Below are 21,861 nucleotides of genomic sequence, written 5' to 3' on the forward strand. Positions count from 1 at the left end.
GCATGGCACGGCGCGGGCACCGGTGCGCGATCGCACCGGTGCCCGCGCCGTGCACGGCTGTTCAGACGGTGAGTTCGGCCGGAGCCGCCGCCAGGGCCTCCTGGATCGCGGCGACCAGGCGCCGCGCGGACTCCGCGGTCAGCTCCACCGCGACCCGGGCGGCGGGGTCCCGCTCCGGGTCGGCGAAGTCGATGTTCAGGGTGTGCTCGGCCATCGCGTGGACCGGGTGGTCGAAGTACACCGTGGCGGTCGAGACGTGGAACCAGGTGCCGTTCGGGCCCTTGGCGCTGCCGTTGATGCTCTCCTTGACGGTCGCGTAGGTGCACATGCTCAGGCTCCCAGGTGCTTGGCGTAGAAGGCGGTGATCCGCTCCCAACCGTCGTTGGCGGCAGGCACGTTGTAGGCGGGCCGGTCGGTCGAGAAGAACCCGTGCCCGGCTTCCGGGTAGGTGTGGAACTCGAAGTCCTTGCCGTTGGCGGTGAGGATCTGCTCCAGCTCGCCGACCTGCTCGGGGCCGGGGAACTTGTCCTCCGCGCCGAACAGGCCCAGCAGCGGGGCGCCCAGCTCGGGGAGCTGGTCGACCAGGTTGGTGACCCGCAGCGGGAAGCCCTCCGGCGGGGTGCCGGTGACGAAGGCGCCGTAGCAGTCCACCGCGGCGTCCAGGTCGAGCTTGCAGGCGGCCAGCACGCTCTGCCGCCCGCCCGAGCAGTAACCGATGATGCCCACCTTGCCGTTGGAGGTCGGCAGCGACCGCAGATGGGCGGCGGCCCCGGCGAGGTCACCGACCACGCGCGCGTCCGGTGCACCGCCGTTGGCGCGGGCCACCGCGGCGGCGTCGTCGGGGGAGGCGCCCGGCGCCTCGCGGGTGTAGAGGTTCGGGCAGATCGCGTCGTAGCCGAGCTCGGCGAAGCGGCGGGTGATCTCCTTGGTGGACCGGTCGTAGCCGGGCATGTGGTGGATCACTACGACGCCGCCGCGTCGGGCGTCGCCTTCCGGGCGGGCCAGGTAGGCCTCGACGTCATCACCCTCGTGCCCGGCGAAGTGGATGGTGGTCGCGGTGAGAGAACCATTCATGCGGTCAGCTATATCAAACCGTTGGGGTGCGGAGCGGCCCGGGGGCGGCGCGTGGCGCGCGACCGGAGGTCGGCCGCGCGCCACCGGAGCCGCACCCGCTCCCGGGCCGCCCCTCGCGGGCCGGGGCCTGCGCTACTGGTCCTGCCGCCCCGCCGGCCGGGAGAGTCCGGTCAGCTCCGAGGCCCTGGTCCGCGCCCACCAGAGCAGCACGGCTGCCGCCACCAGGCCCACCACGGCGGCGTTGCCGCAGCCGGCCGCCGTGTCCGCGCGCAGCGCCTGGGCGAACGGCAGGGTCAGCGCGAGGACGGCCGCCCCCGGACCGGCCGCGTACCAGGCGGCGAAGAGGAACAGGCCAAGGCCGCCCGAGGTGGGCGACTTGTACATCAGGTCGCGCCGCACGGCGCCGCGGCAGGTGTTCACCAGCCCGGCCCCCACCAGCGCCGGCACCACGGCCGGCGCGAGCCAGACCGACGGGCCCGCCCCGGACAGCGCCGCCGCCCCGGCCCCGGCCAGCCCGATCAGCACCCCGGCCACGGTGGGCACGATCGCGTGGCGCAGCATGAGCTCGGCGAACGGATAGGGCGACCAGGCCGCCCGCCGCACGTCGTCCGTCTCGATCCGGGCCGGCTCCAGCAGCTGGGCCACCGCCAGGTAGCCGAAGACCAGCGCGACCGCCGTCGTCGGCACCGACGGCTTGCTGCCGATCCCGTGCGCCAGCGCCGCGCAGAGCAGCGCCGGCACGCTCAGCAGCACGGCGCGGCCGAGCCGGGCGGGGGAGCGCAGCAGCGCCGTCGCGTCCCGCCAGGGCACCACCAGCCAGGCCCGGCGCGGCATCGGCAGCCGCACCCGGCGCACCCGCGCGCTCCCGGCCGCGCCGCTCACCGCCAGCCGCGCGGCCCGCAGCTCCACGGTGCGCAGCGCGGCGAACACCCCCGCCGCCGTCCGGGCCCGCTCGCGCAGCCGGCCCAGCGGCACCGTGCCGGCTGCCCGGTCGGCGAGCACCAGGGCGCCCGCGGTGCCGACGAGCAGCAGCGCGGCGGCCACCCAGCCGCCGGGCACCGCGCCCCGGGTGGGCGACAGCGCGGCGATCCCGGCCCAGCCCCACGGCCCCGACCACAGCTCGACCAGCTCCAGCCAGTGCACCCGGTGCCCGGCCACCGCCAGCGCGCTCTGCGCCGCGAACAGCAGCACCAGCACGGTCGCGGCCGGCGTGAGCCGGCGCACCCAGCGGGCGGCGGCGTCGCTGCGCTCCACCAGCAGCCCGGCACAGGTGGCCAGCAGCGGCAGGCAGGCCCCGCCGAGCAGGCACCAGCCGAGCGCCGCCGGCAGGCCGACCCGCAGCAGCAGCCCGAGCGCGACCATCCCGCCCACCGCCGTCACCAGGCCGGGGAAGACCGCCAGCGCGCAGGAGAGCCAGAACCACGGCCGCAGCACCGGGCGCGGGCGCACCGGGTGGGCGAGCAGCCAATCGGTGGCCGCCCGGGGCGGCACCACCGGGCCGCGCCACAGCCCGTCGCGGACCGCGAGCAGCACGAAGGCCAGCCCGACGGCGGCGATGCCGCTGGGCATGGCGGCGAGCAGGTCGCCGCCGTGCGCGGTGTAGTCGGCGCCCATCGAGGCCTGCAGGAAGAGCCCCAGGCTCGGCACCCCGCCCCAGATGATCAGCACGAGCAGCACGCAGTAGAGCGCGAAGCCGAGCTGCTTGGCCCGGTTCAGCCGGTACGGGGCCCGCAGCGCGCGCAGCAGGGCGAGCGTCTCGTCGGTCCAGTCCTCGTCCTCGCTCCAGGCCTCGGGCTCGACCGCCTCGGCGGTTTCCGCCACCTCGGCTGCCTCCGCCACCTCGTCCGTCCCCTCGTCCGTCCCCTCGCCCGCTTCCTCGCCCGGCTCCTCTTCCGTCTCCGCCACCTCTTCCGCCTCGGCCGTCATCGGGCACCCACCGCGCCGCCGCCGTCCAGGACCTTGCCCGGTGCCCCCTGGGCCACGATCCGGCCGTCCTCCAGCACCACCACCCGGTCCGCCAACTCCCGTGCCAGGTCGGTGTGGTGGGTGACCAGCAGGACCGCCACGCCGTCCGCCAGCTCACCGCGCAGCAGCTCCGCGAGCCGCTTGCGGGCCTCCGGGTCCAGCCGCTGCTCCGGCTCGTCGAGCAGCAGCAGATCGCGCGGGCGCACCAGCGCACAGGCCAGCAGCAGCGCCTGGAGCTGCCCGGAGGAGAGCGCGGAGGGCAGCGCGTCGGCCCGCTCGGTGAGCGCCCGGTCCGCGAGCACCTGCTCGACCCAGTCCCGGGCGTCGGCCACCCCGTGCGCGACCGCGACCAGCAGCAGGTGCTCGCGCACCGTGAGGTCGGGGTAGTGCGCGACGGTGTCGCCGACCACCGCGACCCGGGCCCGGATCCGCGGGTCGTTCTCGTCCATCGGCAGCCCGTCGAAGCGGACCGTCCCCTTCGTCGGCAGGTCGCGCCCGGCCGCCACCCGAAGCAGGGTGGACTTGCCGGACCCGTTGTGCCCCAGCAGCGCGACGCACTCGCCGGCGGCCACCGCGAGGTCCACGGGGTGCAGCACCTCACGGTCGCCGTAGGAGCGGCTCACCCCGGTCAGTTTCAGCAGCGCCGGACGCGCGGGGGTGCGTGCTGCGGCGGATTTCTTGGCCATGCGGACGGTGCCTCCAGAGGTGATGTCCGCCCACCCTAGCGACCCAACCTGTGGGACGACGGGGTCGCCTTATACCTCGCCGCAGTCCACCCGCCGGGCTCTTCCCGGCACCTCCGCTCGATCGAGTGATCGTCGCGTGCCGGGCCGCACGGCCCAGCGGTTCAGCGACCCGCACTCCCGGGCGCGCACGCCTGGGCGCGGTCACATTCCGACCCTGACCCGGAAGGTGGCCCGCTACTTCTGTCGAGACGCTGACAGCCCGCTGTCGCCCGTCCTAGGGTTTCCTCAACTCGCCGCACAGTGCGGCGAATTGCACGCCCGGGGCGGCCGTCCCGGGACATGGGGGGAGCAACAATGCGCAGTCGTGCACGTTCAGCCGTGCTGGCCGTCTCGGTGACGGTCTGCCTGGGGGTCGCGGGGGTGGCCCAGGCCAGTGCCCACAGCAGCGCGGACAGCGCCGCCGGGCCGCGGATCATCAAGGTGGCGTCGGTCTCGCAGATCCCGACCGTGAGCAACCACGCCAAGGTCGTGCCGAACGCCATCTACCAGGTGACGATGACCAACAACGACCGGGGCCAGTGTCTCGACGGTGACACCAACACCATCCCGAACAACGGGGCGAAGGTGCAGCTCTGGGGCTGCAACGGCTGGTCGAACCAGACCTGGGACTGGGCCCCGGCCGCCGGCTACCCGGCCGGCTACTACAGCATCCAGAACAACGACCGGGGCGAGTGCCTGGACGGTGACACCAACACCATCCCGAACAACGGGGCGAAGGTGCAGCTCTGGGGCTGCAACGGCTGGTCCAACCAGACCTGGGCCTGGGGCGGCGCCACGCTGGTGAACGCCGACAAGGGCGAGTGCCTGGACGGTGACACCAACACCATCCCGAACAACGGCGCCAAGGTGCAGCTCTGGGCCTGCAACGGCTGGTCCAACCAGAACTGGACCCTGCACAACGTCTGACCTGCGTGAGCGAAGGCAGGTCCACCAGTGGCCGGTTCCCCAGGGCGGGGAGCCGGCCACCGGCAGCCGCGCTCGCTACGGCAGCTGGGCCTCGATGGCCGCGACCAGTTCGGCGTCCGACGGCTCGGTCCGGGGCCGGAACCGGCCGACGGCAGCGCCGGCGGGGGAGATCAGGAACTTCTCGAAGTTCCACTGCACGTCCCCGGCCGCCCCGGTCTCGTCGGCGAGGGCGGTCAGCTCCTGGTAGAGGGGGTGGCGGCCTTCGCCGTTCACCTCGATCTTCGACAGCAGCGGGAACGAGACGTTGTAGTTGGTCTGGCAGAAGCTCTGGATCTCCGCTGCGCTGCCCGGCTCCTGCCCACCGAACTGGTTGCACGGCACCCCGAGCACGGTGAACCCGCGCTCCGCGTACCGCTGCTGCAACTCCTCCAGCCCGGTGTACTGCGGAGTCAGCCCGCACTTCGAGGCCACGTTGACCACGAGGACGGCCTTGCCCGCGAAGTCGGCCAGGCTCGTCGGCTCGCCGGCCAGGGTCTGCAGGGGGATGTCGGTCAGGCTCATGGGGTGGGTCCCTCCGGGAGGTGGGTGCTGCCGTGCGGTTCCTTTGTACCAGGGCCCGTCGGGCTCCTGTTCGTTCAGCCTAGGTGGGGAGCCTCCCGGTGCTCCAGGAAGTGCTGGAGCCGGAGCCGCTGGGTGTGGTGCATGGGAAGGGCTTCGACGTCCTCCGGGGCGACGAACCGGAGATCGGTGGATTCGCTGGAGATCCGTAGCTCTCCTCCCGTGATGCGAGCGGTGAAGCAGACGTTGAACTGCTGGCGGACCTCGCCGTCCGAGTAGGCGATGATGTGCCGGGGGTCGGTGTACGTGCCGACCAGCCCGGTGATCTCGATGTTCAGGCCCGTCTCCTCCCGGACCTCGCGCACGGCCGTGTGCGGCAGCGACTCGCCGAGATCCATCGTCCCGCCGGGCAGCGGGTACAGCCCGTTGTCGGTTCGCCGTTGCAGCAGAATGCGGCCCGCGTCATCGGTCACGACGGCGGACGCCGCGACGACGACCCGGTTCGGCTTGGGGGCGTTGGGATCGTTGTAGTACTCGGTTCGTGCCACGTGATCAGTTCTCCTCAACCGGTCGAGCGGTGTCCCACACTGCGTCGAAGCTCGCGGCATTGGTATCGAATCAGCACCGCCCTGACCGAGGTGGGGGATGCCCCTCAGCGAGTGATCAGTTTCCTTACTGCTTCGCTGACACCGGGCAGTTCGCCGCGGTCGGCCCAGGTGTGGTCGTCGTGCTCGGTGAGGGTGATCGGGGCGGCATTCTCGACGGTGGCCTCGAAGGTGAGCTGGCGGGTGAGGGCGCCGCTCTTGGAGGCATAGTCGAACCGGCCGAGGTAGGCGGTGACCTGGTCGATGGTGAGGCCGGTCTCCTCTCTGGTCTCCCGCCGCAGGGCCTTCTCGAAGTCCTCGCCCGGCTCGACCTTCCCGGAAGGCAGCTCCCACAGGCCCGGCATGAAGTCGTCGGCGGGCCGGCGCAGGAGGAGGACGCGGTCGCCCTCGGTGATGACCGTGGCGACGACGAATCGGGTGATCCCGGTCTCCTGGGCGTCGAAGAGCAGGCCCGGAGTGAAGGCAGGATCGGCGAAGGGGGAGATCACAGCAGCTCCTTGTGGTGGTTGCTCACCTTAATGGCCGCGCGGACGTAACTCTCGGCCAATGGACGATCCTGCTCACGATGCCAGACCGGGAGCTTGATCGTATGCGCGTGGGCGTGCTCGGCGATCGGGAAGTCCCCTTCCTTGTAAGGGCGGTGGGAGCGCGGGTGGCCGGGGAACAACTGCGCTGGATGCTGGTAGAGCGGGAGCTGGTTCAGTGGGCAGGTGGAGCCGGGCCGGTCGAACTCGGTTGCTCCCTCGGCGATGAGGGCCTGGTGGAAACGTTCGATGCTCAGGCCGTCGAGCTCGCCGGGGTGGTAGGTGAGCGTCAGCCCGTACCAGGACGGGATCACTCCATCGGGCATCGGCACGACCTCGAAACCGGGGATGCGCGCGAACTCCGTGGTGAGGTAGGCGGCGATCTCGGCCCGGCCGGCGAGGTAGCCGTCGAGGCGGGTGAGCTGGTCGTGCGCGAGGGCCGCGGCCAGCGGGTGGATGCGGAGTTTGAGGCCGGACCCGGTGACCGCGTACTTGGCCAGCGGGTGTCCGTCCGGGATCTCGGACTTGGCCCGCTTGTTGTAGTGGGCGAAGGTCACCAACTGGTAGTACGTGTCGTCGTCGTCGGTGAGGACGAACCCGCCCTCGCCCCCGGACAGCGGCTTGGGGCCGTTGAGGGAGAAGGCTCCGGCAAGTCCGAAGGTGCCGACCTTCTTGCCGCCCTGGGAGGCTCCGTGGGCGTGTGAGCCGTCCTCCAGCAGGGCCAGGTTGTGCGCCTTGGCGATGGACCGCAGGGCGATCATGGCGGCCGGCCTGCCCCACAGGTGGGTGACCATGAGGGCCCGGGTGCGCGGGGTGATCAGCTCCTCGATCCTGGTTGGGTCGATGTTGCCGTCCGGGCCGGTCTCGCAGAGCACTGGCACCGCGCGGAGATGGAACAGGGGAGAGGCGGTGGCGTGGAAGGTCCAGGCCGGGACGATCACCTCATCGCCGGCCTTGATCCGCGCAGCCGAGTAGGTAGCGTGCAGGGCGGCAGTGCCGCAGCTGGTGGTGACCGCGTGGCGGACGCCGAAGTACTCCTGCAGGGCATCCTCCAGCTCGGCCACGATGCCGCTCCGGCCGGGAACAGAGATCGCGGTGTCGAGCTGGGCAGCGACCTTCGCGCGGGTGGTGTCGTCGATCGGCGGCCACTGGAAGTGCGGGCCGTTGGCGGTCACTACGGCGTCGCCGCCGAGCAGGGCGAGAGTGTTGGTCACAGCATCTCCTCGGGGTTGATGTAATGCCCGGTCGTCTTGGACCGGTAGCAGGAGGCGATGAAGGCGGCGTGGGCCAGGTGCTGCCGGGGACCGGAGGTGTTGGGGCGCTCGCCATCCAGCACCCGGCAGAAGTAGTCGATCTGGGCTGTAGCCGCACTCGCCGGCGCCTGCGGGCGGGTCAGCTCCTCGACCACTGAGCCGTCCAGAGCGAGCCGCTGGACCCTGCCCTTCGTCAGCAGCACGGAGCCTTGTGTGCCGACGACGTGCAGTCTCTCGGTCTTCGGCGCCATCCACCGCGACAGCAGTACCGTGCCGTAGAGGTCGGAGTCGTAGCCGACCTGGATGACGGCAGTGTCCTCGGCGTCGTAGCCACCCCCGGGCAGCGCGGCCGTGGAGAAATCGGCCATGACGCGGTTGGGCATCCCGAAGTACCACAGCAGGAGGTCGACCAGGTGGTAGCCCATGTCGATGATGCAGCCGCCGCCGGCCTGCTTCACGTCCCCGCGCCAGCCGGCCCCGGGGTCGTCGGTGTGGAACGTGTACTGACCGTCGATCAAGAACGGAGTGCCGATCTGGTCGAGGAACTGCACCACGGAGATGTAGATCGGGTTGAAGCGCCTCTGGAGAGTGACCATCAGCTCTGCCCCGCCCGCCTCGCAGATCGCCGCGAGCTCGCGGGCTTCCTGCGGGGAGGTTGCGAACGGCTTCTCCTTGAGGACGTGCACGCCCCGGGACGCGCACTCTTCGATCACGGCCCGACCCGCGTGGTGCGGGACCGCGACGATCACGAAGTCCGGCTTGACAGCGTCCAGCAGGTCGGTGGCCTTGGCAAAGCCCGGGACCCGGTGGGCTTCCTGCTGGGCACGAAGAGCGTTCGGGTCGATGTCACAGACCGCGACCAGCTCGGCCCTGGTGGAGCCGAGCAGGCCCGGCAGGTGGTCTTCGAGTGTCTGGTGGCCGAGGCCGATGACTGCTGAGCGTCGCTTCATGGGCAGACTCCTTCCGCTCCGTGCGGGAACTTGTCGATGCGTGTCGAGTACAGCCCAACTGCCCGTGGTCGGATAGGCATTGTCTGTAGTCCCGGGGTGGTCCCGCCGGTGCGCGCAGTAGGCTTCCGGTCACTGTGAATGATGGAATTGGCCCTGTGAGCGACCCGATCCGGCACCCCCTCGCCTACGCCCGTCAACTGTGCGGCAACCTCTCGCAGACAGGGCTGGCCGTTCGCATGGACCAGGCCGCCCGTCGGCGCGGGCTTCGCTCCGGCGCGGACAAGCAGGCCATCAGCAAGTGGGAGAACTGGATCAAGGAGCCCAACTCGGACTCCCAACTCCTGATCGCCGAAGCCCTCGACGTCCCGATCGCGGACGTCGAACTACTGGGTTGGCCCTACTGGCTCCCGGGTTGTGACTCCCCGCTGCCCTTGGGCTCCGCGTACACCGTCCAAGCACTTCGAGAGGCCCAGAGAACCGCGATGGACCGCCGTAACTTCATGACCTTCGGCGCTGTCGCGCTGGCCGGCCTCTCGGCGCAGTGGGCCGCGATCGAACCCGAGAGGATCAGTACCGTCCTCGATGGCAGGCGCGTCGATCTGGAACTGGTCGACTGGCTGGAGGAGACCACCGCAAAGCTGACCTCCCTACCGACCGAACAGCGCCAGCACACGGCGAAGCTGATGGACGCCCACCTGGCCACTGTCACCGACCTCATCGAACCCGGCAACTACACTGAGGCCACCGGCAGGCGGCTGCACCTGCTGGCCGCGTCACTGGCGGGCATCTGTGGCTGGCACCGTTTCGACCAAGGTCGGCACTATGCGGCGGGCAAGCACTGGAACGCCGCGTTGACCAGCGCGCATGCCGCCGGTGACCGTGACCTCGGCGCCGGCGTGCTGTCCGACTTCGCGTACCAGTCCATCTGGCTCGGAGACCCGAAGGCAGCCGTCGAACCACTCAGCCAGGCACTGATCCACACCCGTCACCCCACTGCTCGGTCCCTGCTGTTCCTTCGCCGGGCCCGCGCGCATGCCGCGCTCGGTGAGCGCGCCGCTTGCCACCGCGACCTCTCTGCCGCCGAGACCGAGCTGTTGACCGACGCGGTCGACCCGGCGCCTCGCTGGTGCTCGTGGATGAGCACTGCGGATCTCGCCGTCGACTCCGGCCAATGCCTGCTCGACCTTGGCCGCACAGAGGAGGCTCATGCCCGCATCGACGAAGGCATGCGTCTATTGCCTCGCTCACGTGACAAGACGCGAGGGATTTTCCTGACCTACGAAGCCCGCAGCCTGCTGCGCGCCTGCGAGATCGAGCAGGCCCTCGCCGTCACCACCGAGTCGCTGGACCTCGCCGAGCGTATCGGCGCCGGACGGTGCATCACCCTGGTCCGCGAACTCGCCCCGACCTTCAAGCGGTACCACGGCATCGACGGCGTGCCCGAACTGATGGAACGCCTGCGGGCGGCGTGACATGCCCGCGAACGGGTGAATCGTGGCCCGTGACCGCTTCCTGCGGTGGGATTCCGTTGGGATTCAGGTCGTCCCACCGCCTCAACTCAGGGAGCTGTCATGCGTCTTCGTCATGCCTTGGTCGCCGTCCTCGCGGCCGCCCTCGTCTTGGTCTGCACGTCTCCCGCTCAGGCGGCGACAGGGCTTCTGGTGGTGAACGGGGTTGCCCATGAGAACCCGGGGCGGGGGTGCTATCCGGCGTCGTCTCCGGTCTCCGTCAAGAACTTCACGGATTCGACGGTCCTGGTGCATGCGGCGGCGGATTGCCAGGGGCCGGTGACTGCGGAGGTGGGTCCCGATCAGAGCGTGACGGCGTTCGGCGGGAGCTACTACGTGTTCTGAGCGGCCCCCGAACCGCCGACTGCCGACCGGTGATGGATCGTCAGTTCCAATGCCACCATCCATGACGCCGCACGAGGGACATCGTGTCTAGCCAGGCATGACCTGGGGCATCGTTCGTGTGCTGCGCTCTGCGAGTCCGCTGGGCGCGAGACCGTTCGAACAAGGAAAGTCCGTCATGCGATTCCGTCAGACCGCTGTCGCCGCTCTCGGCGCCCTCACGCTCCTCATTGCCGTCCCCAGCTCGGCCCACGCCGCCACCGGAGAGTTCCTCTACAAGGTCGGGCCGGGCGTCCCTGCGGGACTCGCCGATCCCGAGAGCGGCCAATGCATCAACCTGTTCGGGGCCACCGACATCGACCCGGCCTTCGCCCCGGAGAATTTCACCCGGTCCACCGCCACGGTCTATCTGGACTTCGACTGCGAGGGTGACGTGTACCGCGTGATGAACCCCGGCACGAAGCTCGGTGACCGCCTCAAGCTCCGCTCGGTCGTCTTCTCGTAGCCACCGCATGCTGTGCGGGCCCCGCCGGTCGCCACCGGCGGGGCCTTCGCACGCCCCCGCCTGCCCGCCCCCGACCCCGGCCGCGACGGCGAGCGCCGCGCCCGCCGCAGCCGCTCCCACCACCGTCACCGCCGGCCAGCCGCCGTGTGGCCAGGCCAGTGAACCCGCCAGTGAGCCGACGGCGATGCCGAGGAAGCGCAGCGTGAAGTAGCAGGTGTTCAGCCGGCTGTGCTGGCCGACCGGGAAGGCGGCGAACAGCGCGCTCTGGCAGACCACTTGGTTCCCCCACGTCCCGACGTCGAGCACCACCACCCCCGCCAGCAGCCAGCCGAGCGAGCCGCCGCCCGGCAGCAGCAGCGCCCAGCCCGCCAGCACCACGGCGATCAGGGCGGTGAGCGCGCCGCGTCGGCCGAGACGGTCGGCGAGGCGGCCGATGGGCGGGGAGGCGAGCGCGCTGGCGGCGGCGACCAGGCCGAACAGGCCGACCTCGGTGGAGTCGTAGCGGTAGTGCTGGGCGAGCAGGAAGGTCAGCGCGGTCCAGAACGCCCCGAAGGAGGCGCCGACCAGTGCCCCCGAGAGCGTCACCCGGCGGACCACGGCGTGCCCGGTGAACAGGCGCGGCAGCGAGGCCAGCGCGGCCCGGTAGGCGAGGGCGCCCGTGGGCACAGAGGTGGGCAGTGCGCGCCACAGGAGGGCGGTCAGCAGCAGGGTGAGGGCGGCCGAACACCCGTAGACGGCCCGCCAGCCGCACAGCTGCGCCAGCCAGCCGGAGTACGCGCGAGCGGCCAGTACCCCCACCAGCAGGCCGCCCTGGATCGTGCCCAGTACCCGTCCTGGCTGCCGCCCGCCCGCGAGCGCGACGGCCAGCGGCGCCACCAGCTGCGGGACGGGGGAGCACAGGCCGAGCGCCAGGCTCGCCGCGACCAGCCAGGGCACGCCCGGTGCCAGCGCGCAGGCGGTGAGCGCGAGCGTGGCGGCCGTGCCGAGCAGCAGGATCAGTCGGCGCCGGTCCCGGCTGTCCCCGGCCGGGACCAGCAGCGCGATGCCGAGCGCGTAGCCGAGCTGGGTGGCCGTCGGCACCGCGCCCAGCAGCGCGGGCGCGCGGTGGAAGTCGTGGGCGGCGGCGGTCAGCAGCGGCTGGTTGAGGTAGACGTTGGCGGCGGTGACCGCGCTGGTGGCGGCCAGCAGCGCGGTGCGAGTGCGAGTGCGAGTGCGGGGACGAGGGCGGGGGCGGTGGTCGGAGGAGAGCGCTGTCACGTGGGACCACGCTAGGGAGCACGCGCTGTGGCATGCTTTCGCGGTTGTGACGTCCACTGTCGAGAGTGCGCCATTCCACCGGAGAGGCGGAGAGGCGGGGAGAGCGTTGTTCGAGAAGAGCGAGAACCGGGACGACTACCAGCGGGTGCCGCGGCCACTGGCGGCGATGGCGCGTGACCTGCCCGACCGGCACCACATCCCCGACCACCACCACCGCCGCGCCCAGCTGATCTACGGCACCACCGGGGCGATCGCCGTCGACACGGCCCACGGCACCTGGGTGGTGCCCGCCACCCGCGGGGTCTGGGTGCCGGCCGGCGTCACCCATGCGATGAGCTGCATCGGCGCGGTCCGGATGCGCACCCTCTACATCCGGCCCGCGGCGGCGCCGCGGCTGCCGGCGGTGCCGACCGTGGTGGCCGTCTCCCCACTGCTGCGCGAGCTCATCGAGGCGGCGACCCGGATCCCCGTCGAGTACGAGGTCGGCGGGCGCGACGGCGCGGTCATGGACCTGCTGCTGCGCGAACTCGAACCGCGCCCGGTGCCCGCCCTGCACCTGCCGTCCGCGGCCGGCGACGAGCAGCTCGCCCGGCTCTGTGCCGCGATCCACGCCGAGCCGGGCCGGCGCTGGACGACGGCGACGGCCGCCGCGCATGCGCACCTGAGTCCACGCACCCTGCACCGCAGGTTCGGGTCCGCGACCGGGATGACGCTCGCCCACTGGGTGCAGCAGTCCCGCCTGCTGCACGCCGTGACGCTGCTGGCCGGCGATGTGCCGGTCACCGCGGTGGCCGCCCGGCTCGGCTACGCGACGCCGAGCGCCTTCACGGCCATGTTCCGCCGGGCCCTCGGGGTGGCCCCGAGCAGCTACTTCGCCGTGCCCGGCGAATAGGTCCGGCACGGCGAACAGCTCCCGGCGCGGCTCAGTAGACGTCCCGGCTGTAGCGCCGCTCGCCGGTGAGCCGCTTGAGGTAGGCGCCGGCCTCCTGCTCGCTCAGCCCGCCGTGGGTGCAGGCGATGTCGCGCAGCGCCAGGTCGACGTCCTGGGCCATCCGGCGGGCGTCGCCGCAGACGTAGAGGTGGGCGCCGTCCTGGAGCCAGGACCACAGCTGGGCGCCGTGCTCGCGCATCCGGTCCTGGACGTAGACCTTGGCGCGCTGGTCGCGTGAGAAGGCCAGGTCCAGGCGGGTCAGGGTGCCGTGCCGGTGGAGTTCCGCCAGCTCCTCGCGGTAGTAGAAGTCGGTGGCCCGGCGCTGCTCGCCGAAGAAGAGCCAGTTGCCGCCCTGGTGGCCGAGGATCCGGCGCTGCTCCAGGAAGCCCAGGAACGGGGCGACGCCGGTGCCGGGGCCGACCATGACCGCGGGTGTCCGGGAGTCCTCCGGCGGGCGGAAGTTGGGCGAGTGCTGGACGAACAGCGGCACGGGGCTGCCGAGTTCGCCGTCCGCGAGGAAGGTCGAGGCAACTCCCTTGCGCTGCCGTCCGCCTGGCCCCTCGTAGCGCACCACCGAGACGGTCAGTCGGACCTCGTCCGGATTGCTCAGCGGGCTGGAGGCGATGGAGTACCGCCGTGGTTGCAGCCGCTCGAGCCGTTCCGCCCACTCCTGGGCGCCGAGCCGCACCGGGTACGCGGTGAGCAGGTCGACGGCCTGCCGGCCCCAGGCCCATTGCGCCAGGCCACCCTTGTTGTCCGGGCGGAGCAGCTGCTTGAGTTCGCGGTCGCCGGTGCGCTCGGCGGCCAGCCGCAGCAGCTCGGGGGTGAGCCGGGTGATGTCGAGCCGCTGATGCAGCGCCTGGGCGAACGGCATGGGCGAAAGGCCCGGCAGCAGGACCTCGGCATCCCCGTCCAGACCGGTGACCGACAGCCACTCCGCCACCAGGGAGGGGCAGTTGACGGGCCAGACGCCGAGCGCGTCGCCCGCCTCGTAGGCGAGGGTGCCGCCGCCGAGGTCGAAGGTGAACTGGCGGACCTCCTTGGCCGCGCCGGGCAGGCTGAGCAGCCGGTTGCCGCTGAGCCGGGCGAGGTACGGCTCGGCCTTGCTGGGGCGGGCCGCAGGGGCGGGAACGGCAGGGGCAGCCGGTGCCGCTGGGACGGCCAGGGCGGTGACCACCTGCTCCAGCCACCCGCCGGCCGCCGCCTCGTAGTCCGGCTCGCAGTCGACGCGCGGCAGCATCCGCACGGCGCCGAGTTCGGCGAGCCGCTGGTCGAGCCGGCGGCCGTGGGCGCAGAACGCCGTGTAGCTGGAGTCGCCGAAGGCGAGCACCGCGTAGCGCAGGTCCGCGAAGCGGGCGGCGTCCGCGGCGCTGAGGGCCTGCCAGAAGCCGGCGCCGTTGTCCGGTGCGTCGCCGTCGCCGAAGGTGGAGCTGATCACCAGCAGGTCGGCGCCGGCCGGCACGGCGTCCGGCGCGCAGTCCGCCATGGCGCGGACGGTGGTGGGGTGCCCGGCCTCGGCCAGCCGCCCGCCGACGGTGGCGGCGAACTCCTCGGCGGTGCCGGTCTGCGAGGCCCACAGGACCACGACCTGGCGGGCCCGCGAAGGCGCCGCCGAGGAGTCCGCCCCGGCCCCCGCCTGCGCCCCCGCCACCAGCGCCGGAACCGCCTGCGCCGGAACCGCTGGCCCGGGCACCGCCGCCGAGCGCGAGTAGCGGCCCGCCAGCAGGCCGTCCACCCACAGCGCGTGCGCGGGGTCGAGCGGGGCGGTGGCCGGGAGCACCGGCACCCCGCCGCCGGGCCCGGGCGGAGCGGCGGCGAGTCCGGCGAGGAAGCCGGCCAGGTAGCGCCGCTCGTGGTCGGCGAGCACCGGTGGCGCCGCTCCTGCCACGCCCAGCACCTCCGCCAGGCTCAGCCCGTCCGCCGGCACCTCCACCGGCCCATCCGCCGGCCCCACAACCCCGCCGGCCGCCTCGCCGGTCACCCCGTCATCAACAGCCGCCGAAGCCACCTCCCGCGCGCCGACCCGGCCGAGCGCCACCGCGCACGCCTTGAACTCCGGCTGGAAGGAGATCGGATCCACGGCGTCGTTGGTCACCGCATTGACGCTCAGGTACTCGCCGAACAGGTCGTTCCAGTGGAACGGCGCGAAGCAGTTCCCCGGTCCGACCCGGTCGGTGACCACGGCGGGCAGCACCGCCCGCCCGCGCCGGGAGGCCACCTCCACCTCGTCCCCCTCCGCGATGCCGAGCGCGCCCGCGTCCTCGGGGTGGAGTTCGACGAACGGTCCGGGGTTGAGCCGGTTGAGCCTGGCCACCTTCCCGGTCTTGGTCAGGGTGTGCCACTGGTGCTGCAGTCGCCCGGTGTTGAGGACGAACGGGTAGTCGTCGTCCGGGAGTTCGGCGGCGGGCAGGTGCGGCCGGGCGAAGAAGGCGGCGCGTCCGGAGGCGGTCGGGAAGACCAGCCGGGGCCGGCTGCCGTCCGGCCGCTCGACCAGCGGCCGGCTGACGCCGTCGTTGAGGTAGCGGATCGGGTTGCGGTCCGGTCCGTCCACCCGCGCGGCCGGCCACTGCACCGGGCTTTCGCGCAGCCGCGGGTAGTCGACGCCGCGCAGGTCCCAGCCGGTCTTCGGGTTCCAGGCCCGCTTGAGCTCCTCGAACACCTCCTCCGCGCTCGCGTACGTGAAGGCCTGGGCGAACCCGAGCTCGCAGGCGACGGCGGCGATCAGCTGCCAGTCCGGCAGGGCCTGGCCGGGCGGTGTGACGGCACCGGGGACGAGGGTCAGGGTGCGCTCGGAGTTGACCATGACGCCCTCGGCCTCCGCCCAGAGGGTGGCGGGCAGCGCGATGTCGGCGTACGCGTTGGTCTCGGTCTCGGCGAACACGTCCTGGGTGATGACCAGTTCGGCGCTCTTCAGCGCCTGGACCACGGTGCGGCGGTTGGCGACCGAGGCCACCGGATTGGTGCAGATGATCCAGCAGGCCTTGATCCCGCCGGCCGCCATCCGCTCGAACAGCTCGACCGTGCCCCGGCCGGCCTCGGTGCGCAGCGTGCCCTCGGGGATGCCCCACAGCTCCTCGGTGAACCGCCGCTCCTCGTCCACCAGCACCGAGCGCTGCCCGGGCAGGCCGGGGCCCATGTAGCCCATCTCACGGCCGCCCATCGCGTTGGGCTGGCCGGTCAGCGAGAACGGGCCGCTGCCGGGGCGGCAGATCGCACCGGTGGCCAGGTGCAGGTTGACCAGGGCGTTGGTGTTCCAGGTGCCGTGGGTGGACTGGTTGAGGCCCATCGTCCAGCAGCTCATCCACTCGCCCGCCTCGCCGATCCACTGCGCCGCCCGGCGGATGTCCGCCTCCGGCAGGCCGGTGATCGCGGCGACCGCGGCGGGCGGGTAGCCGGCCAGGAAGTCCGGCAGCTGCTCCCAGCCGTCGGTGTACGCGGCGATGAACTCCGGGTCGGTCCAGCCGCCTTCGACCAGCAGGTGGAGCAGCCCGTTGAGCAGGGCGAGGTCGGTGCCGGGCCGGATCTGCAGGAACAGGTCGGCCTTGTCGGCCGTCGCGGTGCGGCGCGGGTCGACCACGATCAGCTTGGCGCCGGCGGCCTTGACGCGGTCCATCATGCGCAGGAACAGGATCGGGTGGCAGTCGGCCATGTTGGAGCCGATCACCAGGAACGCCTCGGCGTGGTCGAAGTCCCCGTACGAGCCCGGCGGCCCGTCGGCGCCCAGCGACAGCTTGTAGCCGCTGCCCGCACTGGCCATGCAGAGGCGGGAGTTGGACTCGATCTGGTTGGTCCCGAGGAACCCCTTGGCCAGCTTGTTGGCCAGGTACTGCGCCTCCAGCGACATCTGCCCCGAGACGTAGAGGGCGACCGCGTCCGGTCCGTGCTCGTCGAGGATCCGCCGCAGCCGCCGGGCGGCCTCGGCGACCGCCCGGTGCACGTCCAGCGCCACGGGCTCGTCACCGCGGCGCTCGCGGACCAGCGCGGTGGTCAGCCGTCCGGGGGCGGCCAGCAGGTCGGCGTGCGTGGCGCCCTTGGTGCACAGCCGGCCGCGGTTGGCCGGGTGCGCCCGGTCGCCGGCGGCCCTGGCCACCGTCCGCCGTCCCTCGGCGTCCCGGGCGAGGTCCAGCACCATCCCGCAGCCGACCCCGCAGTATGAGCAGACCGTCCGCACCCGCTCGACCGCCGCGGTCGCGGGAGCCGCCCCGGTCGCCGCCGTTGCCCGGGTCACAGCCGCACTCCCTCCACCGCGGGGCACCGACAGCTCCCGCCCCTCCCCGGTCAACCTGCGAACCCCCTGTTGCGCTCGGACGACGAACACCGCCGTGCCATGGTCGCACCCGCCGCACCGGCACCCCGCACGGTTGTGGGGCGGGACTGTCAGTGGGGTCGGTCTGACTGCCGGGCATGACCGTCGACGACGTCGCCCGCCTGCTGCCCGAGCCCGACGCGCTGCGCGACCACTGCCGCGCGCTCGCCGTGCTGGATGCCATTCTGAGCCCCGACTGGGAGGCCCGCCATTACTCCTTCGACTCCCGCTGGTCGCCGACCGAGCAACTGGCGTCGATGCGCAACGGCTCCGGGGACGAGTACTCCATCGTCTTCGCCCCGGCCGGTGTGTACATCCGCGGCTTCGACCACGAGTCGCCGATGAGCCCGTACGCGGCGGACGGCGGGTGGCCGGGGGCCGAGGCGACCCTCGCGGACCTGGCCGAGGACATCGCCGAGATCGGCTACCCGGGCGCCACCACCCGCTGACGGCCCACCGCGTGAGGGGCGGGCCGGAGTGCTGTTCGGGGCGGGGGACTACTGCGCTGGGTGGACGAAAGCGCCGGGGTAGTGCGGAGGTTGACCGCGCGCCCCTCCGGTCGGGGGACGGCGAACTCATCCCGGCGCTCCATGCGCTCGTGCGGGGGCGGCTCGTAGTGTTCCTGACAGATCGCACACAGCACTCCGATCTGGAGGAACCTGACCATGCGAACCATCCGCAGGACCAGCCTTGCCCTGGCCGCGACGGTGTTGGGCCTGGCCGGCGCGGTCGCCGGCGCCGGCACCGCCTCCGCCGCCCCGCAGAGCCCCTTCCTGGCCCAGGGGCGCGCTGCCGGGCTGACCAGCAGTCAGATCAACGGACTGCAGCAGGAGGTGAAGTCCTTCATCGCGAGCTCCGGCGGCACCCAGGTCGCGCTCGACAAGGTCGCCCTGGGCGACGGCGCCGCCGTGGTGCTCACGGTGCCCGGGGAGAGCCGGGTCCGGGACCTGAGCAACGGCCCGTCGGTCAAGTACGGACCGGGCAACTGCGCGGCGGGCAACTTCTGCGCGTACAAGGGCGCCAACTACTCCGGTTACGAATTCACGATGTGGAAGTGTCAGACCTGGGAGCTGCCCGGCAGCGGGTGGGGCAGTGGCGGCTCCTGGTACAACAACCAGACGCCCGGCGTCCGGGCGGTGATGTACGGGAAGTCGATGAACTGGGTCTACACCACCCCGCCGGCCGCCTCCGGCGACCCGCACGGCAACTGGGCGCCGGTCTGGTTCATCAAGAACTGCTGACCCGGTAGCCGAGCCGACTGACGCCGTCGGCGGCCCCGGAGGGTCCGGGGCCGCCGACGGCCTCCCCGGGTCCGCCTCCGGTCACGGCCTCCTCGTGTCCGCCTCCGGTCACGGCCGCAGGCGGGCGGCCCGGGAGTCCAGGTAGCGCTGCTCGGCGATGCTGGCGGTCGCTCTCGCGGCGCGCCGGTAGTGCTCGTAGGCGCCGGCCCGGTCGCCGGTCTTCTCCAGCAGGTGTGCCCGGACGGACAGCAGCCGGTGGTGCCCGGCCATCCGGGCGTCGCCGTCCAGGGCGGCCAGCAGGGCCAGCCCGGCCTGCGGGCCCTCGGTCTCGGCGAGGGCGATCGCCCGGTTGAGGGTGACCATCGGGTTGGGGGCGATCCGCTCCAGGATCAGGTAGAGGGCGTGCACCTGCGGCCAGTCGGTCTCCTCGGCGGTGGCCGCGTCGGCGTGCGTGGCGGCGATGGCGGCCTGCAACTGGTACGGCCCGAGCGAGGGGCCGGCCAGCGCGGCCCGGACCAGCTCGGTGCCCTCCTCGATCAGCGCGCGGTCCCAGGCCGTCCGGTCCTGCTCGTCCAGCGGCACCAGGTCGCCGGCCGCCGTCGTGCGCGCCTCCCGGCGGGCGTGGGTGAGCAGCATCAGCGCGAGCAGTCCGGTCACCTCGTCGTCCCCGGGCAGCTGCGCGTGCACCATCCGGGTCAGCCGGATCGCCTCGCGCGCGAGGTCGGCGCGGTGCAGCGCGTTGCCCGAGGACGCCGTGTAGCCCTCGTTGAAGATCAGGTAGAGCACCTGCAGGACGACCCGCAGCCGCTCCTCGCGCTCCGCGCCGTCCGGCAGGGCGAAGGTGCTGCCGGACGCCTTGATGCGCTGCTTGGCCCGGCTGATCCGGGCCGCCATGGTGGCCTCCGGCACCAGGAAGGCGCGGGCGATCTCGGCCGTGGTCAGGCCGCCGACCGCCCGCAGCGTCAGGGCGGTCTGGGAGGCGGCGGTCAGCGTCGGATGGCAGCACAGGAACAGCAGGACGAGCGTGTCGTCGGTGTCCGGCACCTCCTCGGGCAGGACCTCGGCGGCCGTCGCCGACTCCCGCTCGCGGCGGGCGTGGTCGCTGCGCAGCTGGTCGATCAGCCGCCGGGAGGCGACGGTCACCAGCCAGCCGCGCGGGTTGTCCGGCACCCCCTCGGCCGGCCACTGCAGGGCGGCGGCGAGGACGGCCTCCTGCACGGCGTCCTCGCACCCCTCGAAGCGGTCGTACCGGCGTACCAGCGTGCCGAGGACCTGCGGCGCGAGCTCACGCAGCAGGTCCTCGAAGCCCAGTGGTGTCATGCCTCCAATGGTCCGTCGCAGAACATCACCTGTCGCACCTCGACCCCCAGCCCCTCGATCGCGCTGTCCGGGATCCGCGCCGCCAGCTCGATCGCCCGCTCCTTGTCCTCGCAGTCGATCAGGTAGAAGCCGCCCAGGTACTCCTTCGCCTCCAGGAAGGGGCCGTCGGTCACCACCGGCTGGCCGTTGCGCACGGTCACCACGGCGGCCTGCGACGGGTCGACCAGCGCCTGCGTGGTGATCAGCTCGCCGGACTCCTTGAGCGCCTCGATGAACGCGCCGTGGCCGGCGCCGACCGCCGCCTTCTCCTCGTCGGTCAGCGCGGCCAGCACTGCGGGATTGATGTGCAGACTGATCAGGAACTTCATCTCGTCCTCCGGTGGTCTCGCGAGCCCGCTCCGGGCCCTTCTGCCGCTTGGTCGGAGCCGCCGCCGGCTTCTTGACGTCCGCAGGCAGGACTTTCGCAGGAATTCTTTCGCCGTTGCCGCGCCACGCGGTGGGAGGCTAGGGTCGGTCGGGTGACTGCCGGGTCGGCCATGGGCCACGCACGAGTGAGGCGCCCGGCCTCGGGGTGAGCCCGGGGCGGGCCAGGGCCCCGCCGCACCCTCTCCACGAATCCTGCTCCGCGCCCGCGCGCGGCGATGTTCGTTCCCGTGGAACCCACGATCCGGAGAGAGCACAGATGTCCCACGACCAGCACGACCAGCACCCGTCCCCGGCCGCCGAGCCGGTCACCGACACCGTCCAGCTCAACCACACCGTCGTCTTCGCCAAGGACCGGCAGCTGTCGGCCGAGTTCCTCGCCGTGATCCTCGGCCTCGCGGTCGGCGCCCCGTTCGGGCCGTTCCTCCCGGTGGACCTGGGCAACGGCGTCACGCTGGACTACTACCAGAAGAGCGACGAGCCGATTCAGTCGCAGCACTATGCGTTCCTGGTGCCCGAGGCGCAGTTCGACACCATGATCGCCCGCCTGGAATCGCTGCGCGTCACCTACTACGCCGACCCGAGCCACACCGAGCCCGGCCGGATCAACCGGCTCTTCGGCGGACGCGGCGCCTACTTCGCCGACCCGGACGGCCACAACATGGAGATCATCACCCGGCCCTACAGCCGGCGCTGACCGAACCGGCCGCCCCGGTGGCCGGCCTTCGGCTGACAGCGGGTCAGAGCGGGCCCGGCGCGACGAGAATCACACCGGTGGCGGGCCGCCAGCGGAGCGAGCGGGCCGCGGGTGGTGCTCCCGGCCGGGCGCGGCGAGGCCGGCGCCCGGCCCCAGGGCCTGTCCGACGTGCATGGTCGGACAGGCCCTGGCGTGCCTCAGGAGCTGGAGGCGCAGTCCCGGCAGATGGGGTGACCGTTCTTGTCCTCCCCGGCGAGCTGGGTGCGGTGGTGGACCAGGAAGCAGGTCATGCAGGTGAACTCGTCCTGCTGCAGCGGGATGACCCGGACGGTGAGTTCCTCACCGGACAGGTCGGCGCCGGGCAGTTCCATGCCCTCGGCGGCATCGGTCTCGTCGATGTCGACCGAGGCGCTGGACTTGTTGTCGCGCCGGCCCTTCAGCTCCTCGATGCTTTCGTCGTTCGAGTCGTCGCTGCTGGTGCGCGGGGCGTCGTAGTCGGTAGCCAAAGCGGTGCCTTCTCGTCAGGTGGGCGGGATCCGGAGAGATGATACGTGCCAGCCTGCCCTGTCAGCGGCGCACCGGCACGGTAGCCGGGGCGCTGTTCGGGTGACGGCCCGGCCCTGGCCCGTCATCGCGCCGTCACCGTCCCGCCGCCGAATCGTCACCACGGCCTGGGCGCCGCCCTGTTGGGCCGTGACGCTCCGATCGACGGTCTGCCGTGCCCGGGCGAGGCGGCGGGAAATCTGCTCA

General features: G+C 72.3%; 20 protein-coding genes and 1 pseudogene. 7 read left to right on the forward strand and 14 right to left on the reverse strand.

Annotation, left to right across the window (positions count from 1 at the left end; translation table 11 throughout):
• Positions 1 to 61: 61 nt before the first annotated feature.
• The 4 genes from OG500_RS34850 to OG500_RS34865 all read right to left on the reverse strand — a co-directional run bounded on the left by OG500_RS34850 (position 62) and on the right by OG500_RS34865 (position 3,725).
• Positions 62 to 328, reverse strand: a complete 267-nt coding sequence (locus OG500_RS34850) for a DUF6295 family protein (RefSeq protein WP_327070836.1) — start codon at positions 326 to 328, stop codon at positions 62 to 64.
• Between the two features lie 2 nt (positions 329 to 330).
• On the reverse strand, positions 331 to 1,074 hold the full coding sequence (locus OG500_RS34855) for a dienelactone hydrolase family protein (RefSeq protein ID WP_329586209.1): 744 nt from the start codon (positions 1,072 to 1,074) through the stop codon (positions 331 to 333).
• A 132-nt stretch (positions 1,075 to 1,206) separates the two neighbouring features.
• Positions 1,207 to 2,979, reverse strand: a complete 1,773-nt coding sequence (locus OG500_RS34860) for a hypothetical protein (protein ID WP_329586211.1) — start codon at positions 2,977 to 2,979, stop codon at positions 1,207 to 1,209.
• Between the two features lie 17 nt (positions 2,980 to 2,996).
• On the reverse strand, positions 2,997 to 3,725 hold the full coding sequence (locus OG500_RS34865) for an ABC transporter ATP-binding protein (RefSeq protein WP_327070839.1): 729 nt from the start codon (positions 3,723 to 3,725) through the stop codon (positions 2,997 to 2,999).
• 354 nt (positions 3,726 to 4,079) lie between these two features.
• On the opposite strand from OG500_RS34865, the gene OG500_RS34870 reads away from it, so the two are divergent.
• A complete protein-coding gene (locus OG500_RS34870) occupies positions 4,080 to 4,691 on the forward strand; it encodes an RICIN domain-containing protein (protein ID WP_329586213.1) in 612 nt (203 codons plus the stop codon).
• A gap of 75 nt (positions 4,692 to 4,766) precedes the next feature.
• On the opposite strand, the gene OG500_RS34875 is transcribed toward OG500_RS34870, so the two are convergent.
• The 5 genes from OG500_RS34875 to OG500_RS34895 form a co-directional block, all read right to left on the reverse strand.
• Entirely contained in the window at positions 4,767 to 5,252 is a 486-nt protein-coding gene (locus tag OG500_RS34875) for a glutathione peroxidase (protein WP_327070842.1), read from the reverse strand.
• Positions 5,253 to 5,326: 74 nt separating this feature from the next.
• Complete coding sequence (locus OG500_RS34880) at positions 5,327 to 5,797, reverse strand: NUDIX domain-containing protein (RefSeq protein WP_327070843.1); 471 nt, start codon at positions 5,795 to 5,797, stop codon at positions 5,327 to 5,329.
• A gap of 104 nt (positions 5,798 to 5,901) precedes the next feature.
• Positions 5,902 to 6,342: an NUDIX domain-containing protein gene (locus tag OG500_RS34885; RefSeq protein WP_327070844.1), complete on the reverse strand. Its 441-nt coding sequence runs from the start codon at positions 6,340 to 6,342 to the stop codon at positions 5,902 to 5,904.
• Positions 6,339 to 7,592, reverse strand: a complete 1,254-nt coding sequence (locus tag OG500_RS34890; protein WP_327070845.1) for a DegT/DnrJ/EryC1/StrS family aminotransferase — start codon at positions 7,590 to 7,592, stop codon at positions 6,339 to 6,341. The genes OG500_RS34885 and OG500_RS34890 overlap by 4 nt, the downstream gene beginning before the upstream one ends.
• The gene (locus OG500_RS34895; protein ID WP_329586217.1) at positions 7,589 to 8,581 is read right to left on the reverse strand and encodes a Gfo/Idh/MocA family protein; all 993 of its coding nucleotides are present in this window, start codon (positions 8,579 to 8,581) and stop codon (positions 7,589 to 7,591) included. The genes OG500_RS34890 and OG500_RS34895 overlap by 4 nt, the downstream gene beginning before the upstream one ends.
• Positions 8,582 to 8,736: 155 nt before the next feature.
• Here OG500_RS34895 and OG500_RS34900 point away from each other — a divergent pair, with 155 nt between their 5' ends.
• Together OG500_RS34900 and OG500_RS34905 are read left to right on the forward strand one after the other, a co-directional pair.
• On the forward strand, positions 8,737 to 10,053 hold the full coding sequence (locus OG500_RS34900; protein ID WP_329586221.1) for a helix-turn-helix transcriptional regulator: 1,317 nt from the start codon (positions 8,737 to 8,739) through the stop codon (positions 10,051 to 10,053).
• Positions 10,054 to 10,152: 99 nt separating this feature from the next.
• Entirely contained in the window at positions 10,153 to 10,434 is a 282-nt protein-coding gene (locus OG500_RS34905) for a hypothetical protein (protein ID WP_329586224.1), read from the forward strand.
• Between the two features lie 40 nt (positions 10,435 to 10,474).
• On the opposite strand, the gene OG500_RS34910 is transcribed toward OG500_RS34905, so the two are convergent.
• Entirely contained in the window at positions 10,475 to 12,193 is a 1,719-nt protein-coding gene (locus OG500_RS34910) for an MFS transporter (protein WP_329586227.1), read from the reverse strand.
• Between the two features lie 106 nt (positions 12,194 to 12,299).
• Between OG500_RS34910 and OG500_RS34915 the strand changes: the two genes are divergently transcribed.
• On the forward strand, positions 12,300 to 13,085 hold the full coding sequence (locus OG500_RS34915) for an AraC family transcriptional regulator (RefSeq protein ID WP_327070850.1): 786 nt from the start codon (positions 12,300 to 12,302) through the stop codon (positions 13,083 to 13,085).
• A gap of 31 nt (positions 13,086 to 13,116) precedes the next feature.
• Here OG500_RS34915 and OG500_RS34920 read toward each other — a convergent pair whose 3' ends face one another.
• Positions 13,117 to 17,256 (reverse strand): molybdopterin-dependent oxidoreductase, encoded by a 4,140-nt coding sequence (locus tag OG500_RS34920; protein ID WP_442907162.1) that lies wholly within the window; start codon positions 17,254 to 17,256, stop codon positions 13,117 to 13,119.
• Between the two features lie 272 nt (positions 17,257 to 17,528).
• Between OG500_RS34920 and OG500_RS34925 the strand changes: the two are divergent.
• Positions 17,529 to 17,807: pseudogene (locus tag OG500_RS34925) on the forward strand (hypothetical protein); the annotation flags it as partial.
• A 288-nt stretch (positions 17,808 to 18,095) separates the two neighbouring features.
• Positions 18,096 to 18,671 carry a hypothetical protein gene (locus OG500_RS34930; protein ID WP_327070853.1) on the forward strand — a complete coding sequence of 192 codons (576 nt, stop codon included), beginning with the start codon at positions 18,096 to 18,098 and terminating at the stop codon, positions 18,669 to 18,671.
• 108 nt (positions 18,672 to 18,779) lie between these two features.
• On the opposite strand, the gene OG500_RS34935 is transcribed toward OG500_RS34930, so the two are convergent.
• Both OG500_RS34935 and OG500_RS34940 read right to left on the reverse strand, forming a co-directional pair.
• Positions 18,780 to 19,991, reverse strand: a complete 1,212-nt coding sequence (locus OG500_RS34935; protein WP_327070854.1) for an RNA polymerase sigma factor — start codon at positions 19,989 to 19,991, stop codon at positions 18,780 to 18,782.
• On the reverse strand, positions 19,988 to 20,359 hold the full coding sequence (locus OG500_RS34940; protein WP_327070855.1) for a YciI family protein: 372 nt from the start codon (positions 20,357 to 20,359) through the stop codon (positions 19,988 to 19,990). Before OG500_RS34940 ends, OG500_RS34935 begins: the two co-directional genes overlap by 4 nt.
• A 314-nt stretch (positions 20,360 to 20,673) precedes the next feature.
• On the opposite strand from OG500_RS34940, the gene OG500_RS34945 reads away from it, so the two are divergent.
• Positions 20,674 to 21,111: a VOC family protein gene (locus OG500_RS34945; RefSeq protein ID WP_327070856.1), complete on the forward strand. Its 438-nt coding sequence runs from the start codon at positions 20,674 to 20,676 to the stop codon at positions 21,109 to 21,111.
• A 197-nt stretch (positions 21,112 to 21,308) separates the two neighbouring features.
• On the opposite strand, the gene OG500_RS34950 is transcribed toward OG500_RS34945, so the two are convergent.
• Positions 21,309 to 21,617: a DUF4193 domain-containing protein gene (locus OG500_RS34950; RefSeq protein WP_327070857.1), complete on the reverse strand. Its 309-nt coding sequence runs from the start codon at positions 21,615 to 21,617 to the stop codon at positions 21,309 to 21,311.
• Positions 21,618 to 21,861 lie beyond the last annotated feature (244 nt).

This window comes from Kitasatospora sp. NBC_01250 (assembly GCF_036226465.1).
Lineage (GTDB): Bacteria > Actinomycetota > Actinomycetes > Streptomycetales > Streptomycetaceae > Kitasatospora.